This window comes from Aquabacterium sp. T101 (assembly GCF_057219775.1).
The window spans coordinates 49,426-73,446 of sequence record NZ_JBXVVZ010000003.1; the positions used below are offsets into that span (position 1 = coordinate 49,426).

22 protein-coding genes are annotated in these 24,021 nt (G+C 72.0%); 7 read left to right on the forward strand and 15 right to left on the reverse strand.

Features of this window, described 5'->3' with window-relative positions:
• Positions 1–90 precede the first annotated feature (90 nt).
• Positions 91–510, forward strand: coding sequence for a hypothetical protein (locus tag AC2EAQ_RS10045; protein WP_484642909.1), 420 nt, complete (start codon positions 91–93; stop codon positions 508–510).
• 3 nt (positions 511–513) lie between these two features.
• Here the strand turns inward: AC2EAQ_RS10045 and AC2EAQ_RS10050 are convergent, their stop codons facing one another.
• A complete protein-coding gene (locus tag AC2EAQ_RS10050; RefSeq protein WP_484642913.1) occupies positions 514–1,785 on the reverse strand; it encodes a Glu/Leu/Phe/Val family dehydrogenase in 1,272 nt (423 codons plus the stop codon).
• A gap of 169 nt (positions 1,786–1,954) precedes the next feature.
• Here AC2EAQ_RS10050 and proC point away from each other — a divergent pair, with 169 nt between their 5' ends.
• Positions 1,955–2,761, forward strand: a complete 807-nt coding sequence (gene proC, locus AC2EAQ_RS10055) for a pyrroline-5-carboxylate reductase (RefSeq protein WP_484642917.1) — start codon at positions 1,955–1,957, stop codon at positions 2,759–2,761.
• A gap of 163 nt (positions 2,762–2,924) precedes the next feature.
• The gene (locus AC2EAQ_RS10060; RefSeq protein WP_484642920.1) at positions 2,925–4,415 is read left to right on the forward strand and encodes a carbonic anhydrase; all 1,491 of its coding nucleotides are present in this window, start codon (positions 2,925–2,927) and stop codon (positions 4,413–4,415) included.
• Here the strand turns inward: AC2EAQ_RS10060 and AC2EAQ_RS10065 are convergent.
• The 3 genes from AC2EAQ_RS10065 to ubiA form a co-directional block, all read right to left on the reverse strand.
• On the reverse strand, positions 4,399–6,603 hold the full coding sequence (locus AC2EAQ_RS10065) for a TRAP transporter permease (RefSeq protein ID WP_484642926.1): 2,205 nt from the start codon (positions 6,601–6,603) through the stop codon (positions 4,399–4,401). The genes AC2EAQ_RS10060 and AC2EAQ_RS10065 overlap by 17 nt on opposite strands.
• A gap of 67 nt (positions 6,604–6,670) precedes the next feature.
• Positions 6,671–7,621 carry a TAXI family TRAP transporter solute-binding subunit gene (locus AC2EAQ_RS10070; RefSeq protein WP_484642928.1) on the reverse strand — a complete coding sequence of 317 codons (951 nt, stop codon included), beginning with the start codon at positions 7,619–7,621 and terminating at the stop codon, positions 6,671–6,673.
• Positions 7,622–7,695: 74 nt separating this feature from the next.
• Entirely contained in the window at positions 7,696–8,580 is an 885-nt protein-coding gene (gene ubiA, locus AC2EAQ_RS10075; protein ID WP_484642930.1) for a 4-hydroxybenzoate octaprenyltransferase, read from the reverse strand.
• A 37-nt stretch (positions 8,581–8,617) separates the two neighbouring features.
• On the opposite strand from ubiA, the gene mobB reads away from it, so the two are divergent.
• Positions 8,618–9,130: a molybdopterin-guanine dinucleotide biosynthesis protein B gene (mobB, locus tag AC2EAQ_RS10080; RefSeq protein WP_484642932.1), complete on the forward strand. Its 513-nt coding sequence runs from the start codon at positions 8,618–8,620 to the stop codon at positions 9,128–9,130.
• Here mobB and AC2EAQ_RS10085 read toward each other — a convergent pair.
• From AC2EAQ_RS10085 to AC2EAQ_RS10110, 6 genes are all read right to left on the reverse strand, one after another.
• Complete coding sequence (locus AC2EAQ_RS10085; protein WP_484643878.1) at positions 9,122–9,727, reverse strand: NapC/NirT family cytochrome c; 606 nt, start codon at positions 9,725–9,727, stop codon at positions 9,122–9,124. The two genes, mobB and AC2EAQ_RS10085, sit on opposite strands and share 9 nt — an antisense overlap.
• Before the next feature lie 94 nt (positions 9,728–9,821).
• The gene (locus AC2EAQ_RS10090; RefSeq protein ID WP_484642934.1) at positions 9,822–10,292 is read right to left on the reverse strand and encodes a nitrate reductase cytochrome c-type subunit; all 471 of its coding nucleotides are present in this window, start codon (positions 10,290–10,292) and stop codon (positions 9,822–9,824) included.
• A gap of 1 nt (position 10,293) precedes the next feature.
• Entirely contained in the window at positions 10,294–11,160 is an 867-nt protein-coding gene (gene napH / locus AC2EAQ_RS10095) for a quinol dehydrogenase ferredoxin subunit NapH (protein ID WP_484642936.1), read from the reverse strand.
• On the reverse strand, positions 11,157–11,960 hold the full coding sequence (gene napG, locus AC2EAQ_RS10100) for a ferredoxin-type protein NapG (protein ID WP_484642939.1): 804 nt from the start codon (positions 11,958–11,960) through the stop codon (positions 11,157–11,159). The genes napH and napG overlap by 4 nt, the downstream gene beginning before the upstream one ends.
• Before the next feature lie 13 nt (positions 11,961–11,973).
• Positions 11,974–14,520: a nitrate reductase catalytic subunit NapA gene (gene napA, locus AC2EAQ_RS10105; RefSeq protein ID WP_484642944.1), complete on the reverse strand. Its 2,547-nt coding sequence runs from the start codon at positions 14,518–14,520 to the stop codon at positions 11,974–11,976.
• A 53-nt stretch (positions 14,521–14,573) separates the two neighbouring features.
• On the reverse strand, positions 14,574–14,921 hold the full coding sequence (locus tag AC2EAQ_RS10110; protein ID WP_484642949.1) for a chaperone NapD: 348 nt from the start codon (positions 14,919–14,921) through the stop codon (positions 14,574–14,576).
• Positions 14,922–15,008: 87 nt separating this feature from the next.
• On the opposite strand from AC2EAQ_RS10110, the gene napF reads away from it, so the two are divergent.
• Positions 15,009–15,506, forward strand: coding sequence for a ferredoxin-type protein NapF (gene napF / locus AC2EAQ_RS10115; RefSeq protein WP_484642953.1), 498 nt, complete (start codon positions 15,009–15,011; stop codon positions 15,504–15,506).
• Between the two features lie 137 nt (positions 15,507–15,643).
• Complete coding sequence (locus AC2EAQ_RS10120; RefSeq protein WP_484642956.1) at positions 15,644–17,032, forward strand: hypothetical protein; 1,389 nt, start codon at positions 15,644–15,646, stop codon at positions 17,030–17,032.
• Between the two features lie 54 nt (positions 17,033–17,086).
• Here AC2EAQ_RS10120 and AC2EAQ_RS10125 read toward each other — a convergent pair whose 3' ends face one another.
• The 4 genes from AC2EAQ_RS10125 to AC2EAQ_RS10140 form a co-directional block, all read right to left on the reverse strand.
• Positions 17,087–18,709, reverse strand: a complete 1,623-nt coding sequence (locus AC2EAQ_RS10125; protein ID WP_484642958.1) for a peptide chain release factor 3 — start codon at positions 18,707–18,709, stop codon at positions 17,087–17,089.
• A 52-nt stretch (positions 18,710–18,761) separates the two neighbouring features.
• A complete protein-coding gene (locus tag AC2EAQ_RS10130) occupies positions 18,762–19,256 on the reverse strand; it encodes a Dps family protein (RefSeq protein WP_484642960.1) in 495 nt (164 codons plus the stop codon).
• A 102-nt stretch (positions 19,257–19,358) separates the two neighbouring features.
• Positions 19,359–20,168, reverse strand: coding sequence for a GNAT family N-acetyltransferase (locus AC2EAQ_RS10135; RefSeq protein WP_484642962.1), 810 nt, complete (start codon positions 20,166–20,168; stop codon positions 19,359–19,361).
• Positions 20,169–20,262: 94 nt separating this feature from the next.
• The gene (locus tag AC2EAQ_RS10140) at positions 20,263–21,183 is read right to left on the reverse strand and encodes a LysR substrate-binding domain-containing protein (protein WP_484642965.1); all 921 of its coding nucleotides are present in this window, start codon (positions 21,181–21,183) and stop codon (positions 20,263–20,265) included.
• A 143-nt stretch (positions 21,184–21,326) separates the two neighbouring features.
• Between AC2EAQ_RS10140 and AC2EAQ_RS10145 the strand changes: the two genes are divergently transcribed.
• On the forward strand, positions 21,327–21,905 hold the full coding sequence (locus AC2EAQ_RS10145) for a hypothetical protein (RefSeq protein WP_484642967.1): 579 nt from the start codon (positions 21,327–21,329) through the stop codon (positions 21,903–21,905).
• A gap of 37 nt (positions 21,906–21,942) precedes the next feature.
• Here the strand turns inward: AC2EAQ_RS10145 and recG are convergent, their stop codons facing one another.
• The gene (recG, locus tag AC2EAQ_RS10150; protein ID WP_484642969.1) at positions 21,943–23,982 is read right to left on the reverse strand and encodes an ATP-dependent DNA helicase RecG; all 2,040 of its coding nucleotides are present in this window, start codon (positions 23,980–23,982) and stop codon (positions 21,943–21,945) included.
• Between the last annotated feature and the right edge of the window lie 39 nt (positions 23,983–24,021).

Below are 24,021 nucleotides of genomic sequence, written 5' to 3' on the forward strand. Positions count from 1 at the left end.
CCTCGGAGTGGGGGAATCGGCCGCGATCCTAGCCCCCCGGCCCCTGTGCGACGATGCGGGCTTGTCCCGCCATCGACCGTGAAGCCGCCCATGTGGATCACCCGCCTCGTCGCCGCCCTGCTCGTGCTGGTCCTGCTCGTCGCCGCCTACTTCTGGGCCGCGCTGTCGTGGAGCTATTCCACCGGCGAGCGCGCCGGCTGGGTGCAGAAGTTCTCCAACAAGGGCTGGATCTGCAAGACCTGGGAGGGCGAGCTGGCGCTGGTGTCGCTGCCCGGCAGCTCGGTGGAGAAGTTCATGTTCACCGTGCGCGACGACGCCGTGGCGCGCCAGGTGGCCGCGGCCACCGGCAAGCGCGTGACGCTGCACTACGAGGAGAAGGTGGGCCTGCCCACCACCTGCTTCGGCGAGACGCGCCACTTCGTCACCGGCGTCACCGTGACCAGCGAGATCCCCATCGGCCCCGGCGTCGTGGTGCCCACGCCGCCCGCGTCCGCCGCGTCGAAGCCGTAGCGGTCAGGGGTACAGACCGCGCTCTTCGCGCGCCATCAGGATGCGCTCGCAGGCCACCGCGAAGGTGGCGGTGCGCAGCGTGATCCGGTGGCGGTCGGCGGTGTCCCAGATCTTCTTCAGCGCGTCGACCATGATCTTGTCCAGGCGCACGTTGATCTCGTCCTCGCTCCAGAAGAACGAGCTGAAGTCCTGCACCCACTCGAAGTAGGACACGGTCACGCCGCCGGCGTTGCAGATCACGTCGGGCACCACCAGCACGCCGCGGTCGGCCAGGATGTCGTCGGCCGCCGGGCTGGTCGGGCCGTTGGCGCCCTCGAGCACCAGGCGCGCCTTCAGGCGGTTGGCGCGCGCGGGCGTGATCTGCCCTTCCAGCGCGGCGGGGATCATGATGTCGCAGGCCACGTCCCAGAACGACTCGTTGTCCATCGATTCGCCGCCCTTGAAGCCGGCCACGCCGCCGGTGGCCTTGACGTGCGGGATCAGCTCGGACAGGTCGAAGCCCTTGTCGTTGAAGATGGTGCCGGTGTGGTCCTGCGCGGCGACGATCCTGCCGCCGGCCTGGCCGAACAGCTCGGCGGCCGAGCCGCCCACGTTGCCCAGGCCCTGCACCGCGACGCGTGCGCCGTCGAGCGGCAGACCGATGCGCCGCGCCGCCTCGCGGCCGGTGACGAACACGCCGCGGCCGGTGGCCTTGACGCGGCCGAGCGAGCCGCCCAGGTGGATCGGCTTGCCGGTGACGACGCCGGTGGCGGTGGCGCCGACGTTCATCGAGTAGGTGTCCATCATCCACGCCATGATCTGGGCGTTGGTGTTGACGTCCGGCGCGGGGATGTCCTGCTGCGGCCCGATGATGATGCCGATCTCGCTGGTGTAGCGGCGCGTGAGCTTCTCCAGCTCCTTGGTCGACAGCTGCTTCGGGTCGACGCGGATGCCGCCCTTGGCGCCGCCGTAGGGCAGGTTCACCGCGGCGTTCTTCACCGTCATCCAGGCGGCCAGCGCCATCACCTCCTCCAGCGTCACGTCCGGGTGGTAGCGCACGCCGCCCTTGCCGGGGCCGCGCGTCAGGCTGTGCTGCGAGCGGAAGCCCTCGAAGTGCGCGATGCGGCCGTCGTCCATCTCGATGGGGATGTCCACGATCAGCGTGCGCTTGGGCCGCTTGAGCGTCTCGGCCCAGCGCGACAGCTTGCCCAGGTAGGGCACCACGCGGTCGACCTGCATCAGGTAGACGTTCCAGGGGCTGTCGGGATGGTTGCTGACGTAGCTCAGGGTGGTCATGGCTCGGTCTCCGTCGAGAGGTGTTGTCGGCGCGCCGCCTCGTGAGCGGCGTGCCCGTTTCGGGGTGGGCCGCACTGTAGGCGGCGCCGGCGCGGCTGTGCCGCCGCCGTCATGCCGGCTTTGCATGACAGCCCGCAATCGCGCTCATGCCGGGGCCTAAACTGGCCCCATGCAGGCAATCCGACTCGCTTTCATCGGTGGCGGCAACATGGCCGGCGCCATCTTCGGCGGGCTGCTGGCCCAGGGCTGGCCCGCGGCCGCGGTGCAGGTGGTGGAACCCTGGGACGAGCAGCGTGCGCGGCTGGCGGCGCAGCACCCGGGGCTGGTGCTGCACGCCGCGCCCGGCGCCGCGCTGCGCGACGCGCAGGTGGTGGTGTGGGCCGTCAAGCCGCAGAGCTTCGCGCAGGCGGCGCAGCAGGCCGCGCCCTTCATCGGCGGCGCGCTGCAGCTGTCGGTGATGGCCGGCATCCGCAGCGACGCGATCGCGCAGGCCGCCGGCACCGAGCGCGTGGTGCGCGCCATGCCCAACACGCCGGCGCTGATCGGCCGCGGCATCGCCGGCCTGTATGCGCGCGCCGCGGTCGGCGCGGCCGAGCGTGCGCAGGTGGAACAGGTGCTGGCGCCCACCGGCAGTCTGCTGTGGTTCGACGCCGAGGGCGACCTCGACGCGGTGACCGCGGTGTCGGGCTCGGGCCCGGCCTATGCGTTCTACCTGATCGAGGCGATGACCGATGCCGGCGTCGGCATGGGCCTCGCTCCGCACGCCGCGCGCCGCCTGGCGCAGGAGACCCTGGCCGGCGCGGCCGAGCTGGCGATGCGCTCGAGCGAGACGCCGGCCACGCTGCGCGAGCGCGTCACGTCCAAGGGCGGCACCACGCATGCCGCCATCACCGTGATGGACGACGCGGGCCTGAAGGCCACGATCGTGCGCGCGCTGCAGGCCGCCCGCGACCGGGCGCGCGAACTGGGGCGCTGAGGCCGGCCCCGTCACGGGTCTCGGCGTGGGCCTCGGGCCGTGATGGCGATGCGGCCGCTGCGGCACTAATGCCGCCGCCCCGGGGCCGGGGCGGCTCAACCGGCGGGCGGTGCGGCCGATAAAGGCGCATGCCCGGCCGTGGCGCCGGCAGGACCGTCTCACCATGGCCATCGCCCTTCGACTGCCGGCCAGCCTTGCGGCCTGGCCCCGCTCCCGTCTGATCGCGGTCGGCGCGGGGCTGTTCGTCACGCTCGCGGCCGCGGCCGGCGGCATCACCTACGCGCTGTGGCCGGCCAAGCCGGCCGAGGCGGTGGCCGACGGTGCCGCAGCGGACAAGAAGCCCGGTGCCAAGGGCGCCAAGGCGGCCAAGGCCGCGAAGCCGGCGTCCGCGGCAGCGGGCGGCAAGGTCGCTGCGCAAGCCGCCTCGGCGCCAGAAGGCCCCGGCGACGCGGCCGCCGCCGAGCCTCCCAAGGCACCGGTCGCCACCGACGCCACCCGGGTCGCGGCCGCGTCGACACCCACGGCGGCACCGGACGACCCCGTGCCGGTGCCGGCCAAGGCCGCCGCGGCCACCGTGGCGAAGGACGCCGCCGGGGCCGCCGATGGGACACCGCATGGCACCGCCCCTGCGGCGTCCCCCACGACCTTCGGCCCGGCCGCGAAGACCGCGGCGCCGCCAGCCGCGATCGGCCCGGCCGCGAAGACTGCCGCTGCGCAGGCGGTTGCCGGCCCCGCCGGCAAGACCGCGCCCCCTTCCGAAAGCCCGGCCATGGCCGCGGCCGTGAAGCAGGCGGCGGCCCGGCACGCGGCGGCGGCCGATCCGCTGGAGACGCTCAAGCGCCGCCTGGGCGAGAAGCTCGGCGCGCAGACCGGCGAGCAGGGCGAGGTGGTGCGCATCAGCACGCGGCCGACGGCGGCGGCCCCGGCCGGCGCGTCCGGCAAGGCGGCCCGCGGTGGCCACGCCAGCGCGGCCTCGGCGGCGCCGCACTGGAGCTACGACGGCGCCGGCGGCCCCAGCGAATGGGGGCGCCTGAAGGCCGAGTACATCGCCTGCGCGGTGGGCAAGCGGCAGAGCCCGATCGACATCCGCGAGGGCGTGAAGGTGGCGCTCGACCCGGTGCAGTTCGACTACCAGCCGACCACGTTCCGCGTCGTCGACAACGGCCACACGGTGCAGGTGAACGTGCAGCCGGGAAGCTCGATCGAGGCCATGGGCCAGCGCTACGAACTGCAGCAGTTCCACTTCCACCGGCCGTCGGAGGAGCGCATCGACGGGCGCCAGTTCGACATGGTGGCGCACCTGGTGCACCGGAGCCCGGAAGGGCGCCTCGCGGTGGTGGCGGTGCTGCTGGAGCGCGGCGCCGCGCAGCCGCTGCTCGAGCGCGTGTGGGCCAACCTGCCGCTGGAAAAGGGCGACGAGGTGCGCGCCAAGGGCACGATCGACCTGAACCAGCTGCTGCCGGTCGACCGCGCCTACTACACCTACATGGGCTCGCTGACCACGCCGCCGTGCAGCGAGGGCGTGCTGTGGATGGTGATGAAGCAGCCGGTGCAGCTGTCGCCCGACCAGATCGGCGTGTTCTCGCGCCTGTACCCGATGAACGCGCGGCCGGTGCAGCAGGCCGCAGGCCGGCTGATCAAGGAGTCGAACTGACCGACGGCGCCGCACCGCGGCGCCACGCCGCGAGCTGGCGCAGCACCATCGGCAGCGCCATCGCCGCGCCGATCAGCGTGGGCACCAGGCCCGGCGCGATCAGCAGCAGCGCAGCAGCCACGCACAGCAGCTGCTCGGCGCGCGTCATCTCCACCAGGAAGAACTTCGACAGTGCCGCGGCCAGCAGCGTGATGCCGAGGATGCAGCCGACGAAGGTGACGACGAAGTCCTGCATCGTGAAGCCCTTGGCCACGATCAGCAGCGACGGCGAGAACACGAACACGAAGGGCACCAGCGCCTTGGCCAGGCCGAGCCGGAACGCCATGTTGCCGGTCTTGAACGGGTCGCTGCCGGCCATGCCCGCGGCCGCGTAGGCCGCCAGCGCCACCGGCGGCGTGATGTCGGCCAGCACGCCGTAGTAGAAGACGAAGAAGTGCGCCACCAGCGGTTCCACGCCGAGCTGCACCAGCGTGGGCGCGGCCACCGTCACCATGATGATGTAGTTGGCCGTGGTCGGGATGCCGCAGCCCAGCAGGATGCACACCAGCCCGGTCATCGACAGCGCGACGAACAGCGTCATGCTCTGCGGGCTGGCCAGCCACGCCGGCACCAGCGTGCCCACGCCGCCGGCCACCGCCTGCGCCGCGCCGGTGATGATGGTGGACAGCTTGAAGCCCACGCCGGTGAGGGTGACCACACCGATGACGATGCCCACCGTGGCGGCGGCGGCGCCCACCGCGAGCGCGTACTTGGCGCCGGTGGAGAACGCCTCCACCAGGGCCTGGGTGCCGATGCGGCCCTGCACGCCGAGCAGGCGCGCCAGCACCACGGCCGCCACCAGCGTGGCGCCGAACAGGCCGAGCTTGATCCACTCGCTTTCGATGCCGCCGAACACCAGCACCAGCAGCGCCGCATGCAGGCCGGCCAGCAGCGCCCAGTGGCGCGCGGTGTTGCCCTGCGGCAGCGTGGTCAGGCCGACGATGGCGCACGAGGTGATGCCGGTGAAGGCGGCCAGGTAGGGCGTGCGGCCCGACACCAGGATCGCGATCAGCAGCACCAGCGGGATCAGCGTCGGCCAGCGCTCGCGGAAGCTCTCGCCCAGGCGCGGCATCTCGTCGGGCGTGAGGCCGCGCAGCCCGAAGCGCTTGGCCTCGAAGTGCACCTGCATGAACACGCCGAAGAAGTGCATGAAGGCCGGGATGGCCGCGGCCGCGATGATCGTCTGGTAGGGCACCGACAGGAACTCGATCATCAGGAACGCCGCCGCGCCCAGCACCGGCGGCGTGATCTGCCCGCCGGTGGACGACGCGGCCTCCACCGCGCCGGCGAACTCGCGCTTGTAGCCGACGCGGATCATCGCGGGGATGGTCAGCGAGCCGACGGTGACCGCGTTGGCCACCGAACTGCCCGACAGCGTGCCGAACATCGCCGAGCCGAACACGCTCACCTTGGCCGGCCCGCCGGCATAGCGGCCGGCCACCGCCGAGGCCACGTCGAGGAAGAGCTGGCCCAGCCCGATGCGCGTGGCCAGCACGCCGAACAGCACGAAGTGGAAGACGTAGGTCGCCACCACGCCCACCGCCACGCCGTAGATGCCCTGGCTGGTGAGGTACTGGTGGTTGACGAGCTGGCTCCACGACGCGCCGGCATGCTTGAGCAGGCCGGGGAACGCCGGCCCCGCCATGGCGTAGGCCATGAACGCGATGGCGATCAGCGGCAGCGGCCAGCCCATGCTGCGCCGCGTGGCCTCGAGCAGCGCGACGATCAGGATGGTGCCCATCAGCACGTCCATCGGCAGCGGGTTGCCGACCCGGAACGTGAGGTCGTCGAAGATGTACGGGATGTAGAGCACCGACGCGGCCACCGCCACGGCCAGCACCCAGTCGAACCAGGGCACGTTGCCCGGCGCATGCAGCCGGCTCACGGCCGGCACCTCGAGCAGCGCCTTGCGGTGCGGGAACACGAGGAACACCAGCCCGAGCACGAAGGCCAGGTGCACGCCGCGGTGCGTCACTTCCTGCAGCAGGCCGAAGCCGGCGGTGTAGTAGTGGAAGGCCGACAGCGCGATCAGCAGCGCGCCCACCAGCGTGGCCGCCGCCGACGTGAGCGGCCGAAAGCGCATCTCCGGGTCGAACCGGCTCTCCAGTTCGGCCAGGGTCTTGTCGTCGGGCAGGGCAGTGGTGGTCATCGGCGTCGGAAGAAAAAAGGGGCAGCCGGTCAGGCTGCCCCTGTGGCCCGGGAAAGCGGGGCTTCGGTTACTTGATCAGGCCGGCTTCCTTGTAGAAGCGCTCGGCGCCCGGGTGGAACGGGATGCCCGCACCCTTGACCGCGTTCTCCTTCGTGATGAACTTGCCCTTGGCGTGGCCGGCGGCCAGCTGCTTCTGGGCGGCGTCGGAGAACAGCGCCTTGGTGATCTCGTACACCGTGTTGGCGTCGGCCTTGTCGCTGGTGACCCACTGCGCGCCCACGGCCAGCGTGTTCACCGCGCCCACGCCCTTGTAGGTGTCGGCGGCGATCACGTCGGGCGCAAAGAACGGACTGTTCTTGCGCAGCGCCTCGGCGGCCGCGCCCTCGATGGGCAGGATGTCGATGCCGCTGCCGGCCGAGGCCAGCTCGGAGATCGCGCCGGCCGGGGCGCCGCCGGTGAAGAAGAACGCATCGAGTGCGCCGTCCTTGAGCTTGTCGCCGGCCTGGTTGGGCTTGATGTACTCGGGCCGGATGTCGCTTTCCTTCAGGCCGTAGGCGGCCAGGATGGCGCGCGCATTGACCAGCGTGCCCGAGCCCGGCTCGTCCAGCGCCACGCGCTTGCCCTTCAGGTCGGCCACGGTCTTGATGCCCGAGCCCTTCTTCACCACCACGTGCACGCTCTCGGGGTACAGGTTGGCGATCAGGCGCAGGCCGGGCACGTTGGGCTTGCCTTCGTAGATGCCGGTGCCCTTCTGGGCCCAGCTGGCCACGTCGGCCTGCGAGAAGCCCGACTCCATCTGGCCGCCGGCGATGGCGGTCACGTTGGCCACCGAGCCGTTGCTGGCCTGCGCGGTGACGACGATCTTGCCGGGCTGGCTGACCGCGTTGGCGACGGCGCCGCCCACGGGGTAGTAGGTGCCGGCGGTGCCGCCGGTGCCGATGCGGAAGAACTGCTGGGCCTGCGCGCTGCCGGCGGCAGCCACGGCCAGGGCCAGGGCGATGAGGCGGATGGATTTCATGGCGACGGTGCTCCGTACGACGGGAAGGAAGGGCGGAGTATGGCCCGGCCCTGCGGGCCCGCACACCCTTGCAACTACCGAGCCAGCAGGTCGATCGCCGTGCCGGCGAACAGCGTGGCCCCCAGCCAGTGGTTCAGGCGGAAGGCCCTGAAGCAGCCTTCGCGCGTGCGGTGGCGGATCAGCGCTACATGCCATGCCGCCTGCACCGCGGCCAGCGCCACGCCGGCGAGGAAGGGCCCGCCCAGGCCGAGCCGGCTGCCGAGCCAGCCCCAGCTGACCAGGAACACGGCGTAGAACAGCGTGACGCCGGCCACGTCGGCGCGGCCCAGCGTGATGGCGCTGGTCTTCATGCCGATGCGCAGGTCGTCGTCGCGGTCGACCATCGCGTACTCGGTGTCGTAGGCCAGCACCCAGAACAGGTTCGACGCCATCAGCGCCCAGGCCGCCGCGGGCACCGCGTCGAGGTTCCAGGCCTGGCCGCCCTGCGCCGCCGCGAACGCCATCGGGATGCCGAACGAGAACGCCACGCCCAGCACCGCCTGCGGCATCGACACGAAGCGCTTGGCATACGGGTAGGCCAGCGTGATCGCCAGGCCGAAGAACGACAGCAGGATCGTCGGCGGGTTGGTGGTGAGCACCAGCAGGAAGGCCGCGAACGCGAGCGCCGCGCCCAGCGCCAGTGCCTCGCGCACCGACACCGCGCCGCGCGTGACCGGGCGCTCGGCGGTGCGCTTGACGTGGCGGTCGAAGTCGCGGTCGGCCACGTCGTTGACGCAGCAGCCGGCGCTGCGCATGAGCACCGTGCCGAGCACGAACACCGCCAGCAGGTGCCAGCCCGGCCACCCGTCGGCCGCGATCCACAGCGCCGACAGCGTGGGCCACAGCAGCAGCAGCCAGCCCGCGGGGCGGTCCCAGCGGATCAGGTCGAGGTAGAGCGCGAGGCGTCCGGTCGAAGGCATCGCGCGATTCTCGCCGCGCCCGCACGACAATCGCGCCATGAACGTCTTCGGCATCGCCGGCCACTCCGGCATGGGCAAGACCACGCTGCTCGAACGGCTGGTGCCTGCCCTCGCGGCGCAGGGCCTGTCGGTGTCGCTGGTCAAGCACAGCCACAAGGCCATCGAGATCGACCGCCCGGGCAAGGACTCGTACCGCCTGCGCGAGGCCGGCTGCCAGGAGGTGCTGCTGCTGGGCGACCAGCGCTGGGCGCTGATGCACGAACTGCGCGGCGCGCCCGAGCCGTCGCTGGACTACCTGCTCAGCCGCCTGCAGCGCTGCGACCTCGTGCTCGTCGAAGGCTTCAAGCAGGGCGACTTCCCCAAGCTCGAGGTCTGGCGGGCGTCGCAGGGCCGCGAGCTGCTGTGGCCGCGCTGGCCGGGCATCGTCGGCGTCGCCTCCGACGGCCCCTGCCCGGCGCAGGCCGCCGGGCAACTGCCCTGGCTGGACCTGGCCGATGCCGGGGCGATCGCCGCCTTCGTGAGGGACCGCGCGCAGCCGCTGTCAGCGTGACGCGGCGGAGGCCGCGGCCGGTGCGGGCGGCGTGGCGGACGGGGCCGCCGGTGCGGCGGGCAGCTGCGCGGCCTCGGGCTTGGGCGCGCCGATGTGCTGCTCGATCGGCGGCAGCGTGTGCGCGATGCCCTTGTGGCAGTCGATGCAGGTCAGCCCGGCGTTGAACGCCTGCTGGTGCGTGACGGCCGCGCGCCGGTTCTGCTCCGCGTAGTCCATCGACTCGAAGTGGTGGCAGTTGCGGCACTCCTGGCTGTCGTTGCGCTTCATGCGGTCCCACTCGTGCTGCGCCAGCACGGCCCGCTTGGCATTGAACTTCTCGGGCGTGTCGATCGAGCCGAGCATCTTGTGCCACAGCTCGTTGCTCGCCTGGATCTTGCGGATCACCTTGGGCACCCACTCCTTGGGTACGTGGCAGTCCGGGCAGGTGGCGCGCACGCCGGTGCGGTTCTGGTAGTGGATGGTGTTGCGGTACTCGTTGTAGACGTTGTCCTTCATCTCGTGGCACGAGATGCAGAACGCCTCGCGGTTGGTCCACTCCATCGCGGTGTTGAAGCCGCCCCAGAACACGATGCCGGCCACGAAGGCCAGGCCCGCCATGCCGGTGGCCAGCGCCCACACCCGCGCGCCGAGGCCGCGCTTGCCGCCGTCCTTGGAAGTCATGTCGTCGGTCTCCTCGTCGCCTGCGGCCGGGTCACTGCAGACCGCGGGCGCGCTTGAAGGTGTTGTCCACCAGCGGCTTGGCGTCCGTCTGGGCCACATGGCACTGGGTGCAGAAGTAGCGGCGCGGGCTGATGTTGTCCAGCTCCTGTCCCTCGCGCGTGCGGAAGTGCGTGATGCTCACCTTGGTGGCCCGGCTGTCGCGCGTCTTCTGCCAGGCGTGGCAGTCCATGCACTTGTTGAAGTTCTTCGTGATCTGGTAGCCCGCGGTGGTGTGCGGGATCAGCGGCGGCTGCTGCACGAAGTCGCGGTCGGACACCGGGTGGTCGCGCTCCTGGTGCGACGCCACCGGGGCGTTGTCCTTGTCCACCGGCGTGCCGCCGCGCAGGCTCTGCAGCTTGACGGGCCCGGTGTCGGCGGGCGCGTCGGCGGCGGGCGCGGCCTGGACCGCCAGCCAGAGCATTGCCGCGGCCAGTGCCAGCTTGGCGGGTGTGCGCAGGTTCATGTCAGTCTCTCCTGTCGTCGAATCGGTGCGTGAAGGCGAACACGTCCGTGGTGCAGACGTCGATGCAGCGGCCGCAGTGGGTGCAGGCGCTGTCGCGGATGACGGGGCCGGCGCCGTCGCGGCCCTTGAGCGGCAGCACGATCACCTGCGGCTCCGGGCACACCGCGTAGCAGTCGCCGCAGTCGTTGCAGCGGCTGGCGTGGCGTGCCGACACGCGCAGCAGGCTGGCCCGGCCGACCAGCGCGTAGGCGGCCCCCATCGGGCACAGGCTGCCGCACCAGCCGCGCGGCACGACCAGCAGGTCGTAGGCGAACACCGCGGCCGCGGCGGCCCAGGCCACGCTGCCGCCGAAGATCAGCGCGCGCTGGGTCAGCGACACCGGGTTCACCGCCTCCCAGACCGCCACCCCGGTGGCGGCGCAGGCCAGCAGCACCGCGCCCAGCACCCAGTAGCGCAGCGTCGGCCGCGGCGCGCGGCCCACCGGCAGGCCCAGGCGGCGCCTCAGCGCGGCGGCGGCGTCGGTGACGACGTTGACCGGGCAGACCCAGGCGCAGTAGCTGCGCCCGCCCACCAGCAGGTAGAACAGCACCACCACCGCGGCGCCGGTCAGCGCGGTGAGCGCCGGCGCGTGGCCGGCGGCCAGCACCTGCAGCAGCACGAAGGGATCGGTCAGCGGCACCGTGTCGAGCACGCGGCTCGACGACAGGTTGCCCTCGATCCACCAGAGCCCGGCCCACGGGCCGAGCAGGAACAGCGCGAACACGAGCGCCTGCGACAGCCGGCGCAGCACCAGGAAGCGATGGCGGCGCCAGGCGCTGCGGGCCGCGCCTTGCGGCCCGGCGGCGGCCGTGGCGAGCGCGGTGCTCATCGCGCGGCCTCCGACGCGGCCGCGGCATAGGGGTCGCGGCCCGAGCGCAGCGGCGCGATGTCGCCCGGCACCGGCTGTGCGGGCAGCTTCTGCACCGGCAGGTCGAAGCGCGGACGCCCCGCCTGCGCGCCCGCCTCCCAGCCCTTGCGGTAGTGGGCGCCACCCTCGCCGCGCGCCAGCGCGGGCGGCAGCACCTTGATCGCGGCCTGCTCCAGCACGCAGCTCTTCTCGCACTTGCCGCAGCCGGTGCAGGCGTCGGCGCGCACCGTGGGCAGCAGCAGCGCGTGGCGGTCGCTGCGCGGGTTGGAGAACTTCTCCAGCGTGATCGCCTTGTCGATGACCGGGCACACGCGGTAGCAGACGTCGCAGCGCAGGCCGAGGAAGTTCAGGCAGTTCTCCTCGTCCACCAGCACCGCCACGCCCATGCGGGCGCGCGTGATGTCCGTGAGCGCCGGGTCCAGCGCGCCGGTGGGGCAGGCCTTCACGCAGGGGATGTCCTCGCACATCTCGCAGGGGATCTGCCGCGCCTCGAAGTACGGCGTGCCGATGGCCACGTCGCGCGCGACGCCGTGGCCCCAGTCCGACAGCTTCAGGTTGTGCGGCGGGCAGTCGCGCACGCACAGCCCGCAGCGCACGCAGGCGCCGAGGAAGTCGGCTTCCGCCAGCGCGCCCGGCGGCCGCAGCGCCTGTGCCGGCCGCGCGGTCGCCGGCCGCGACACCACCGCGGCCCCGCCGGCGATCAACGCGGCGGTGGCGGCGGAGGCGCTGCCTTGCAGCAGCTGGCGGCGGGACAGTTCCACGGCAGCCGGGGCGTCAGGCGCGGACGACCTTCACCGCGCACTTCTTGAAGTCCGTCTCCTTCGAGATCGGGCACGTGGCGTCCAGCGTGAGCTTGTTCACCAGCCGCCCTTCGTCGAAGAAGGGCACGAACACCAGCCCGCGCGGCACCTTGTTGCGGCCCTTGGTCTCCACGTGGGCGGTGATCTCGCCGCGCCGCGACGTCACCTTGATCTGCATGCCGCGCTGGATGCCGCGGTCCTTGGCGTCGTCCGGGTGCATGAACACCACCGCCTCGGGCACGGCGCGGTGCAGCTCGCCGACGCGGCGCGTCATCGTGCCGGTGTGCCAGTGCTCGAGCACGCGGCCGGTGCACAGCCACAGGTCGAAGTCCTTGTCCGGGGCCTCGGCGGCAGGCTGGTAGGGCAGCGCGAAGATGTTGGCCTTGCCGTCCTTGAAGCCGTAGAAGCGCACGCCCTCGCCCTTCTTCACGTAGGGGTCGTAGCCTTCGCGGAAGCGCCACAGCGTCTCCTTGCCGTCCACCACCGGCCAGCGCAGGCCGCGCACCTCGTGATAGGTGTCGAAGGGCGCCAGGTCGTGGCCGTGGCCGCGGCCGAACTCGGCGTACTCCTCGAACAGGCCCTTCTGCAGGTAGAAGCCCAGCTCCTTGCTCTCGGGGTTGGCGTAGTCCTTGATGTACTTCGCGTTCACCTTCGTCAGGTCGGCCAGCGGGTACTTGTTGACCTTGCCGTTGCGGTAGAGCACGTCGAACAGCGTCTTGCCCTTGTACTGCGGCGCCTTGGCCAGCAGTTCGGCCGGCCACACCTCTTCCATGCGGAAGCGCTTGCTGAACTCGATGTACTGCCACAGGTCGCTCTTCGACTGGCCCGGCGCGGCCACCTGCTGGCGCCAGAACTGCGTGCGCCGCTCGGCGTTGCCGAAGGCGCCTTCCTTCTCGACCCACATCGCCGAGGGCAGGATCAGGTCGGCCGCCATCGCGCTGACGGTCGGGTAGGCGTCGCTCACCACCACGAAGGTGGCGGGGTTGCGCCAGCCCGGCAGGATCTCGCCGTTGATGTTCGGCCCGGCCTGCATGTTGTTGGTGGTGCTGGTCCAGTAGCACTTGAGCTTGCCGTCCTTCAGCGCGCGGCTCTGGGCCACCGCATGCAGGCCGATCTTGTCGGGCAGCGTGCCCTCGGGCAGCTGCCACAGCGCCTCGGTGAACTTGCGGTGCTCGGGGTTGGTGACCACCATGTCCGCCGGCAGGCGGTGCGCGAAGGTGCCCACTTCGCGCGCGGTGCCGCAGGCACTGGGCTGGCCGGTCAGGCTGAAGGGGCTGTTGCCCGGCTGGCTGATCTTGCCGGTGAGCAGGTGGAGGTTGTAGACCATGTTGTTGGCCCACGTGCCCCGGGTGTGCTGGTTGAAGCCCATGGTCCACAGGCTCATCACCTTGACCTTCGGGTCGGCGTAGATCTTCGCCAGCTCCTCGAGCTGCTTGACCGGCACGCCCGACAGCTTGCTCACCTTTTCCGCCGTGTAGTCGCTGACGAACTTCGCGAACTCCTCGAAGGTGCTGGGCGTGCTGTCGTTGGGGTTGCCCTTGGGCTTGCCGTCGGCGCCGGGGTAGCCGTTGCTCCTGGCGTCCTTTTCGAGCGCGTGGGCGGGCCGCAGGCCGTAGCCGATGTCGTCGGCGCCCTTCTTGAAGTTGACGTTCTTCCTGACGAACTCGACATCGACCTTCCTGTTCGCGATCAGGTAGTGGGCGATGTAGTTCAGGATCGCCAGGTCGGTCTGCGGCGCGAACACCATGCCGAGGTCGGCCAGGTCGAAGCTGCGGTGCTCGAACGTGGACAGCACCACCACCTTGGTGTTGGGGCTGGACAGGCGGCGGTCGGTGATGCGGCTCCACAGCACCGGGTGCATCTCGGCCATGTTGCTGCCCCACAGCACGAAGGCGTCGGCCTGCTCGATGTCGTCGTAGCAGCCCATCGGCTCGTCGATGCCGAAGGTGCGCATGAAGCCGGCCACGGCACTGGCCATGCAGTGGCGCGCGTTGGGGTCGATGTTGTTGCTGCGAAAGCCCGCCTTCCACAGCTTGGCCGCCGCGTAGCCTTCCCAGATGGTCCACTGGCCGGATCCGAACATGCCCACGCCGGCCGGCCCGTCGGACTTGAGCGCTTCCTTCCACTTGGCGGCCATCAGGTCGAAGGCCTGGTCCCAGGACACCGGCACGAAGTCGCCGTTCTTGTCGTACCTGCCGTCCTTCTGGCGCATCAGCGGCGTCGTCAGGCGGTCCTTGCCGTACATGATCTTGGACAGGAAGTAGCCCTTGATGCAGTTCAGCCCGCGGTTGACCGGCGCGTCGGGGTCGCCCTGCGTGGCGACGACGCGGCCGTCCTGCACGCCCACCATGACCGCGCAGCCGGTGCCGCAGAAGCGGCAGGGCGCCTTGTCCCAGCGCACCGTGCCGTCGGCGGCCGGCTTGGCCGGCGTCGCGCCCTCGGCCACGATCGGGATGCCCGCGGCGGCGGCGCTGGCGGCCAGCGCCTGGCTCTTCAGGAAGGATCGGCGGTCGGATTTCATCGGGGGGTCTCCTGGCGGCGCCTCGCGGCGCCGGTGGTCATCGAGCGGGTTCATCAAGGGGTGTCGGGCGCGCGGGCCGACCCCTGGCCGGCCCAGTCCCTGAGGCTGCCGCGCCAGGCGCGGTAGTCGTCCACGGCGGCGTCGCCCGGCGGCGGCGCGTCGGGGCCCGAGTACTCGTAGACGAGCGAGGTGTTGAGCACCTCGGGCCACAGCGCGATGGCGGCCAGCGTGGCCGCAGCGCTGTGGGGTGTCCCGTCGACGATGCCGTCCTCGAGCACCAGCACGAGGCGCCCGTCGCCCGGGTTCAGCGCCAGGTCGGTGCAGGGCAGACCGGCGATGCGCGGCGCCACCGCCGGCAGATGCCGGGGACGGACCCGCACGACCGCACCAAGAATGCTCATCCGGCCACCCCGCTGGCTCCAAGATGGTGCGGACTGTGCGCGCCAGGGGGCGCGCGACAATTGATCACCATCAAACGAGGAGCCTGCGTGGTCGACGCCCGTCGACGGTCGTTCCTGCGGGGCGACTTGCGTGCCGCCGCCGCTGCCGAGCCCGCGGCGCCCGCGCGGCCGCCGTGGTCGCGCCGTCCGGACGCGGAGTTCGTAGCGCGCTGCACCGGCTGCGGCGACTGCGTGCGGGCCTGCCCGCAGGGTGTGCTGCTGCGTGGCGACGGCGGGCTGGCCCAGATCGCCTTCGACCGTGCCGGCTGCAGCCTGTGCGGCGACTGCGCCCGCGTCTGCCCCACCGGCGCCATCGACGCCTCGGCCGTGGCCCCGGCCTTCCCCTGGAAGGTGGCCGTGAGCGAGGCCTGTCTCAGCCGCCGGGGCGTCGAGTGCCGCGTCTGCGGCGACGCCTGCGACGTGCGGGCACTGCGCTTCGTGCCGGCGCCGGGCGGCATCGCCCAGCTGCGCATCGACGCCGACGCCTGCACCGGCTGCGGGGACTGCGTCGGCGTGTGTCCGGTGCGGGCAATCGACCTGCGCTGACCCGACGGGCGCGCGGTGGCGCGAACCGAAGCGAGTGCCGCCATGCCCTTCGTCCACTGCCTTGACGATGACCGGGTCGCCTTCCCCTCCTGAGAATCGAGCCGAACTCACCTGGGAGATGGAAGATGGAGTCGACCTTGCCCTTCAAGCGCGCCGCCCTGCCCGCGGCCGTCCTGGCGGGGCTGCTGACCAGCGGCTGCGCTTCACCCGTGCTGCAATCGAAAGCCACCAGCGAAGCCGCGGCGCCGGGCCTGGTGTACGCCTTGCCCAAGGCGCAGATCCTGCTGCAGGCGTCGCGCCGCAAGGTCGACGCGCCGGAGGTCGAAGCCGCCAGGAAGGACGCCGACGATGCGGCGGCTGCGTCGAAGGCGGCGGCCGCGGGCGCCAAGGACGCCGCTCAGCAGCTCAAGGCCCTCGAGGCTGAAGTCGCCAAGGCCGAGGAGCTGAAGGTGGGTGCGGACGCCCTGTCCGACGCCCGGCGTCGCCGCGACATTGCGAAAGTGCTTTCGGCGCTGGCCAAGACCAAGGCCGACTCGGCAGCCGAGGTCGCAAAGAAGGCTGCGGACGCCTTCGAGCTGGTGCGTGGGCAGGTGGGCAAGTGGGTCGAAAGCGGCAGCCTCACGCCCCAGGCCCATGCGCCGGATGCGACGCGACGCTTCGTGGCCACGCACACCGCCCATGCCCTGCGCGACGACGTGGTGACGCTGAACGTCGTGGACGGGATGCTGTCGACGACCGAGTCCAAGGCCACGGGCCAGGGGGCCAACGTCGTTCTGAACCTCGTCCGGTCGCTGGCCGCGATCAACCTGGGCACCGGAATGTCGCTGCCGCGGTCGACGTTCAGCCTTCTGGAGCGGGCGCCCGGCGTGCGGTTGCCCGCGGCGCAGATCGACTGCAAGGCCTATGACCTGGCGTTCGTGTTCGATCCGACCGACGCCGCCAGCTGGAAGGCCGTGCAGGACCGTCTCGCGCAGAGCGGATCGTTCCTGCAACTGAAGGACATCGGCAACCCGGCCGAGGTGACCAGCCTGCCGCCGGATCGCCATGTGTCCGCCGTGCCGTCCGAACCGGTCGATGGCTTGTTCTACCGGGTGCCACGCCGCGTGAACCTTGAACTGTCCCCGAAGTCGCCGCATGGCGCCCCCGGCAACGCGGCCTGTGTCCCCGACGGCGCCGCAGCGCCGGCGCGGCTCACGGCGACGGTGCCCGATGCGTCGACGCTGTTCGTGCTGCCCGTGATGGGCGCGACGATGACGAAGAGCTCCGTCAAGCATGTGTTCAAGGACGGCATGCTGGCCGAGCTCACTCTGGACCAGCCGAGCACCCTGGCCGCGGTCGCGGGGCTGCCGGTCGACATCCTGAAGGCCCTGGTGTCCGTCCCCGCCGAGATCGTCAAGCTGCGCGTGGACTACAGCTCCCAGGAGAAGGCGGAGCTCGACAACCAGGTCAAGCTGATCGAGGCCCAGATCGCCTTGCTGAAGGCGCAGCGCGATCTGGAGGCAGCCAGGGAGGCGGGCAAGCCCTAGGCGACATGACCACCGGCCCGGACCGCAGACCGGGGCGGCCGCGCCGCCGCCTTGTCAGCTGCCGGCCTTGTGGAACACCAGCCCCGCGTGCTCGCGCATGGTGTGGAACCGGATCTTCGGCCAGTTGGCCTCGATCGCGCGCAGCTCGGGCGCGTACTCCACCAGCAGCGTCGGCGCGTCCACCGCGTCGTAGGCCACGCGGTGGGCGTTGGCGTCGATGAAGCGCTGCAGCTCCTTGGCGCCGCCGTCCTCGTCGGGGCAGGTGACCCAGCGCGCGATCTGGAAGCGCGAGCCGGTGACCCGCGCCTTGCAGCCGTACTCGTGCTCCAGGCGGTGCGCCACCACCTCGAACTGCAGCTGGCCCACGGCGCCCAGCAGCAGCACCGAGCCCGCCACCGGGCGGAAGACCTGGATCGCGCCTTCCTCGCCGAGCTGGGTCAGGCCGGCCTTGAGCTGCTTGGTGCGCAGCGGGTCGGCCACCTCGACCGAGCGGAACATCTCGGGAGCGAAGAACGGCAGGCCGGTGTACTGCAGCGCCTCGCCCTCGGTGAGCGTGTCGCCCAGCTGCAGCACGCCGTGGTTGGGGATGCCGATGATGTCGCCCGCAAAGGCCTCGTCGAGCAGCTCGCGGCGCTGGCTCAGGAAGCTGACCACGGTGTTGGGCCGCAGCTCCTTGCCCGAGCGCACCACCTTCAGCCGCATGCCGCGCTGGAAGTGGCCGCTGGCCACGCGCACGAAGGCGATGCGGTCGCGGTGCGCGGGGTCCATGTTGGCCTGGATCTTGAACACCACGCCGCTGAACTTCGGCTCCTCGGGCTTGACCTCGCGCTGCATCGCCGCGCGCGGCGACGGCGGCGGCGCCAGGTCCACCAGGGCGTCGAGCACCTCCTTGACGCCGAAGTTGTTGATCGCCGAGCCGAAGAACATCGGCGTCTGGTGGCCGGCCAGGAACTCGGCCTCGTCGAAGGGCGGCGCCGCGCCCTGCACCAGCTCGATGTCGTGGCGCGCCTGCTCCCACTCGGCGCCGAAGCGCTCGGCATAGGCCGGGTTGTCCAGGCCCTGCAGCATCTCGTCGGCGTCGTGGTGGCGGTCCTCGCCGGGCGTGAACACGCGCATGCGCTGCTCGCGCAGGTCCATCACGCCGTGGAACAGCTTGCCCATGCCCACCGGCCAGGTGAAGGGCACCACGCTCATGCCGAGCTCGCGCTCGATCTCGTCCATCAGCGCCAGCGGCTCCTGCACCTCGCGGTCCATCTTGTTCACGAAGGTCAGGATCGGCGTGTTGCGGGCCCGGCACACCTGCAGCAGGCGCCGCGTCTGCGGCTCCACGCCGTTGGCCGCGTCGATCACCATCAGCGCGGCGTCCACCGCGGTCAGCACGCGGTAGGTGTCTTCGGAGAAGTCCTGGTGGCCCGGCGTGTCCAGCAGGTTGATGACGCAGTCGCGGTACTCCATTTGCATCACCGAGCTGGCCACCGAGATGCCGCGCTGCTTCTCGATCTCCATCCAGTCGCTGGTGGCATGGCGCGCGGCCTTGCGCGCCTTCACGCTGCCGGCGATCTGGATCGCGCCGGAGAACAGCAGCAGCTTCTCGGTGAGGGTGGTCTTGCCCGCGTCGGGGTGCGAAATGATGGCGAAGGTGCGGCGGCGCCGCACCTCGGTGGCGATATCGGACATGCGCCGATTATCCGAGGCGCCGCCCGGCGCCCCGGCCGCGACGGTCGCGGGCCTACTCCTCGAGCAGCGAGCGCAGCATCCAGGCCGTCTTCTCGTGGATGTCCAGGCGCTGCGTCAGCAGGTCGGCGGTGGGCTGGTCGTCGGCCTTGGCGGCCAGCGGGAAGATGCTGCGCGCGGTGCGTGCCACCGCCTCGTGGCCCTCGACCAGGATGCGCACCATCTCGAGAGCCTTCGGCGGCTTGGCCGGCGCATCGGGGATCGAGCTCAGCTTGCCGAACTGGGCATACGAGCCCGGCGCCGTGTGCCCGAGCGAGCGGATGCGCTCGGCCACCGGGTCCACCGCGTTCCACAGCTCGGTGTACTGGGCCATGAACATCGCGTGCAGCGTGTTGAACATCGGCCCGGTGACGTTCCAGTGGAAGTTGTGGGTGGTGAGGTACAGCGTGTAGGTGTCGGCCAGCAGGCGCGACAGGCCGGCGGCGATGGCGGCGCGGTCCTTGTCGCCGATGCCGATGTGGGGGGTGAGGGCGGGGGTCTTGCGGGCCATGGGTCGTCTCCTGTGCGTCAGGACGCCAATCTAGTCCCGCCGTGGCGCGGCGTCGAATCGAATCCCTTCACCGCGGCCATAGCCCCGGCCGCGCCGCGGGGGTCAGTCGAGGAAGCGGCGCCGGTAGGCGGCGGGCAGGTCGGCCAGGTCCAGCATCATCGGCAGGTCGGCGCTGTTGAACGCCGGGTCCCAGGCCGGCGGTCCCAGCACCTTGGCGCCGCAGCGCAGGTAGCCCTTGATCAGCGCCGGCGGCTCCACGTCGAGGTCGCCGCGCAGCCCGTCCACCGGCAGCGGGCAGCGCGCGCGCACCCGCCACTCGATCGGCGCCTGGTGCGTGGCCTGCAGCTGGCGCCACAGGCTGGCCGCGTAGTGGCCGCCGTCGCGCATCGGCACGCTGGCGCAGCCGATCATGCGGCGCAGGCCGTTTCGCTGCATGAAGCGCGCCAGTTCGCTCCACAGCATCAGGATCGCGCCGCCGCTGCGGTGGTCGGGGTCGATGCACGAGCGGCCCAGCTCGGCCAGGGTCGGTCGCAGCGGCGCCAGGATCGACAGGTCGAACTCCTCGCCGGTGTACAGGCCGCCCACCCGCTTCGCGGCCGCCGGCGTCAGCACGCGGTAGGTGCCCACCACGCGCGACGGCTCGTCGTCGGTGGCCACGGTGCGCACCAGCAGGTGCTCGCAGTAGGCGTCGTACAGGTCGGCGTCGTGGCCCGGCGGCGTGCCGCGCGGCGGCCGCAGCGTGGCGCCCATCTCGTCGGCGAAGACGCGCCAGCGCAGGCGCTGCGCGGCGCGCACGTCGGACTCGTCGCGCGCCCACACCGCTTCCAGGTGGGCGTCGGCGCCGCGGGCGGCGGGGCGGGCATGGTGGGTGGCGGCAGCGCGTTCGCGCGCGGGCAGGTCGTCGAGCTTCATGGCCCGCCACGATGCCGGCGCCCGGTGACGCCGCCATGAAGCGTCGATGACGGCGTCGTGACGCCGGGTGCGCGAGGCAGGCCGCGGGCCCGGCTCAGGACAGCCGGGTCACGCCCTTCAGCTCGCAGGCGTACACCGCGTTGCGCAGCGCGGCGATAGCCTCGTAGCGCGTGAAGGTGCGGCGCCAGGCCAGCACCACGCGGCGCGTGGGCACCGGCTTGTCGAACGGGATGTAGCGCACCAGGTCGCCCGGATCGGGCGGCACCGACAGCTGCGGCACCACGGTGACGCCCATGCCCGACGCCACCATGTGGCGGATGGTCTCCAGCGACGAGCCCTCGAAGCTCTTGCGGATGCCTTCCGCGTCGCTGGAAAAGCGCGCGAACTCGGGGCACACCTCGAGCACGTGGTCGCGGAAGCAGTGGCCGGTGCCCAGCAGCAGCATCGTCTCGCGCTTGAGCTCCTCGGCGTCGATGCTCTTGCGCTGCGCCAGCGGGTGCGCCTTGGGCACCACCACGACGAAGGGCTCGTCGTACAGCGGTGCGATGGCCAGCCCGGTGTCGGGGAAGGGCTCGGCCATGATCGCGCAGTCGAGGTCGCCGGTGCGCAGCATCTCGAGCAGCTTGACGGTGAAGTTCTCCTGCAGCATCAGCGGCATCTGCGGCGTCATCGCGATCGCGTGGCGCACCAGGTCGGGCAGCAGGTAGGGGCCGATGGTGTAGATGATGCCCAGCCGCAGCGGGCCGTTGAGCGGGTCCTTGCCGCGCTTGGCGATCTCCTTGATCGCCGCGGCCTGCTCGATCACGCTCTGCGCCTGGCGCACGATCGCCTCGCCCAGCGGCGTGACGCTCACCTCGTTGGCGCCGCGCTCGAACAGCTTGACGTCGAGCTCCTCCTCGAGCTTCTTGATCGCCACGCTGAGCGTGGGCTGCGACACGAAGCAGGCCTCGGCCGCGCGCCCGAAGTGCTTTTCGCGGGCGACGGCAACGATGTAGCGGAGTTCCGTCAGCGTCATGGAGCGGTCAAGGATAGCGCAGCGGTGCCGCCGGGCGACACCCCCAGGCCGACAGCGCGGCACTTCGCGCGCGGCGCTTGCCGCGGCGCGGGCCCCGCGCCGAAGCTGCCCGGCGCGGCATGTGCCGCGACACGAGGATGACCATGAGTCTTTTCGATCCTGCCGCCGCCGGGGCGACCCGGCCCCTCCGCACCGGCCGCCGCGCCGGCGCGGCGCTGGCCGCCGCATCGCTGGCGGGCCTGCTGTCGGCCTGCGTCGTGGTGCCGCTGGACCCGCGCACTGGCCAGCCCTACCCGCTGCCGCCCGCCGAAGGCAGCCGCACCACGGTGGTGATGCCGCCCGCGCCGGCGCAGCCGCAGCCGGCCGTGCTCGGCGCGCGCCTGTACCCGCTCAACGACGTGGCGCAGCGCGCCGGCCTGCTCAGCGCCACCATCGTCAGCGCGCAGTCGGGCCGCGGCACGCTCACCGTGGGCTACCAGGGCGACACGCTGCAGGGCGAAGCCACGCGGGTGGACGCCGGCCAGGCCGCGTTCGGGCGCCTGCATGCCGAGGTGCTGGGCACCGCCCCGCGCGCCTGGAGCGGGCAGCGCGGCATCGCCAACGCCTACGGCCCGCGCGGTACCAGCGCGCAGTGCGAATACGTGATCACCGCGCCGGCCCAGGGCACCGGCGTGTGCCTGTTCTCCGACGGCGCGCGCTACCAGTTGCACTTCGGTGGCTAAGCCTCTTCCGGGTCGTCGGTCGGCCCGGATCGGCAGGTCATGCTTTCAGGAACTCCTCGCGCGACGCGAGCCAGCGCTCCACGTGCGCGCGCGCCGCGGCGGGGTGCGCCGTCAGCAGCGCGTCGGCGGCCTGGCGCGCGGCTTCCACCAGCGGCGCGTCCAGCGCCAGGTCGGCAAAGCGCAGCAGCGCGTCGCCGCTCTGGCGCGCGCCCATCAGCTCGCCCGGGCCGCGGATGGCGAGGTCGCGCCGCGCGATCTCGAAGCCGTCGGTGGTCTCGCCCATCGCGCGCAGGCGGTCGCGCGCGGTGGGCGACAGCGGCGGCGTGTACAGCAGCACGCACACGCTGGCCACCGCGCCGCGGCCGACGCGGCCGCGCAGCTGGTGCAGCTGCGCCAGGCCGAAGCGCTCGGCGTGCTCGATCACCATCAGGCTGGCGTTGGGCACGTCGACGCCGACCTCGATCACCGTGGTGGCCACCAGCACCTGCATCGTGCCGTCGGTGAACATCGACATCACGGCGGCCTTCTCGCCCGCGGCCATGCGCCCGTGCAGCAGGCCCACCATGCGCCCGGGCAGCGCCTCGGTGAGCTGCTGGTGCGTGGCGGTGGCGTCGCGCAGCTCCAGCGCCTCGCTCTCCTCCACCAGCGGGCATACCCAGTACACCTGCTTGCCCTGCGCCACCTCGTCGCGGATGCGCGCGATCACCGCGTCGCGCTTGTCCTCGGCGAAGAGCTTGGTCACCACCGGCGTGCGGCCGGGCGGCAGCTCGTCGATGGTGCTCACCGCCAGGTCGGCATAGAAGGTCATCGCCAGCGTGCGCGGGATCGGCGTGGCCGACATCATCAGCAGGTGCGGCTCCAGCGCGTGCTGCGCCAGCTTGTCGCGCAGCGCCAGCCGCTGCGCGACGCCGAAGCGGTGCTGCTCGTCGACGATGGCCAGCGCCAGCCGCGCGAAGCGCACGTCGTCCTGGATCACCGCATGGGTGCCGATCACGAGGCCGGCCGCGCCCGAGGCCACGGCCTCGATCTGCTCGCGCCGCCCCTTGCCCTTGCGGCTGCCGGTCAGCCACGCCACCTGCACGCCCAGCGGCTGCAGCCACTGCACCAGCTTGCGGAAGTGCTGCTCGGCGAGGATCTCGGTGGGCGCCATCAGCGCGCACTGCCAGCCGGCGTCGATGGCCACGGCGGCGGCCAGCGCGGCCACCACCGTCTTGCCCGAGCCGACGTCGCCCTGCAGCAGGCGGTGCATCGGCGCGCCGGCGGCGAGATCGGCGGCGATCTCGTCGGCCACGCGGCGCTGCGCCGCGGTGAGCTGGAACGGCAGCGCCGCCAGCAGCCGCTCGTGCAGCCCGCCGCGCGTGGCCGTGAGCACCGGCGCGGCCAGGCGCTCGCGCTCGCGCCGCGCCGCCAGCTGCGACAGCTGCTGCGCCAGCAGCTCGTCGAACTTCAGGCGCTGCCAGGCGCGGTGCGTGCGGTCCTCCAGCGCGGCCAGCGGCGTGCCCGGCGGCGGCTGGTGCAGGAACATCACCGCGTCCCGCAGCGGCGGCAGGCCGGCGGGCACCACGCCCGCGGGCAGCACCTCGCCCAGCGCGGCGCGCCCGAGTGCCGAGGCCACGGCCTTGCGCAGGTAGGCCTGCGGCAGCTGCGCGCTGGTGGGGTACACCGGGGTCAGCGCCTGCGGCAGCGCCGCGCCCGCGGGCTTGACCGCCGGGTGCACCATCTCGCGGCCGAGAAAGCCGCCGCGCAGCTCGCCGCGCACGCGCACCCGCGTGCCGGGCGCCAGCGCCTTCTGCTGCGACGGGTAGAAGTTGAGGAAGCGCAGCACCAGCGCGTCGCCGTCGTCGTCGGTCAGGCGCGCCACGAGCTGGCGCCGCGGCCGGAACTCCACCCGGCAGTCGGCCACCGTGGCTTCCACCTGCACCGTGTCGCCCTCGCGCGCGCCGGCCAGGGTGTCCAGTCGCGTCTCGTCCTCGTAGCGCAGCGGCAGGTGCAGCGCCAGGTCGATGTCGCGCAGCAGCCCGAGCCGGGCCATCGCGCGCTGCGGGCCGGACAGCGCCTTCGTCTCGCGGTCGGGCATGGCGCACATTGTCTTACGCGGAGCTGCCGATAATCCGGG